A 1,058-nucleotide genomic window follows, 5' to 3' on the forward strand; every position below is an offset into this window, starting at 1 on the left:
CTTAAAAGAGTGGTCTGAACTCGGTATTAAGCGCTTTGACGATCGCCCACTACCAACGCTTGATGAAGATATTAAAGCTTGGCTAATTATGCCAGACGATGAAACTGGCCGTTCTTACCTCATTTACAACAACTACAATGTGTTAATGAAGTGGAATCGTTCTTACTACTTTGCGTTGGCAGTTAGCCACCTAGCAGACAGAATTAAGTTTGATTAATCGACCTAATTTGATTAATGGCCTTAATTTGGTTATTAGAGCTAATTTGGTTAACAGATTTAGGTCGCTTTGAATAGCATTTGGCCTACCATAGGCAGAACGAACTAAAGGACTCTTCGGAGTCCTTTTTCTTTTATATTTCAGAGATTTTTAAAGGTGGCCTTGTGCTAACAGATAGAGCCGCACAGATGGTGATATTCCATGCGTTAATCAAGCATGAAGGCTTTACCAGTGCAGCAAAAAGTTTGAATGTGTCGGTGTCTCACATCAGTAAGCAAGTTGCTTTGCTCGAGGATTCGATAGGTATCAAGCTGGTGCAAAGAACCACACGCAGCCTGACACTAACTGAAGCAGGGGAAGTGTTCTATCAGCATTGTGAGCAGCTGTTCAATACGGTGAAAGCGGCTCAAATGGATATGGATAGCCAGCGTGACGACATTTCTGGAATATTCCGCATAGGCTTGTCTCAGTCATTTGGCACACTGCATATCATTCCAGCGATTGATCAGCTCAGACAGCTCTATCCGCAGCTGAGAATTGAAGTGCATTTGTTCGATTACAAAGTGGATATGATTGAGGAGCGCTTGGATCTTTGGATCACCAATAATGAAGACCTGCCAGAAGGTTATATAGCGCAGCGTTTAGCCGACAGCCAATTTGTGGTAGCCGCATCACCGGATTATCTGATTAAAGCTGGCACTCCTCATGTGCCATCTGATCTGATTGACCATAATTGTCTTATCTATCGCAGCCGTGAACGAGACTACACGTCATGGGCGTTTGATAACGGGCAAGAAAACCTCAGTGTCAAAGTGGCGGGCGATTACTCGGTGGATTTAGC

The 1,058-nt window shown here is 43.8% G+C and carries 2 protein-coding genes; both read left to right on the plus strand.

Annotated elements, in window-relative coordinates; all coding sequences use genetic code 11:
- Window positions 1–217 (plus strand): lytic murein transglycosylase (locus AB4496_RS11190; protein WP_372130969.1); only part of this gene is annotated, 217 nt, incomplete at its 5' end.
- 188 nt (window positions 218–405) lie between these two features.
- On the plus strand, window positions 406–1,058 hold a 653-nt coding region (locus tag AB4496_RS11195), incomplete at its 3' end, for a LysR family transcriptional regulator (protein ID WP_372130971.1).

This window comes from Vibrio sp. 10N.222.46.A1, assembly GCF_041473595.1.
GTDB lineage: Bacteria > Pseudomonadota > Gammaproteobacteria > Enterobacterales > Vibrionaceae > Vibrio > Vibrio tasmaniensis_A.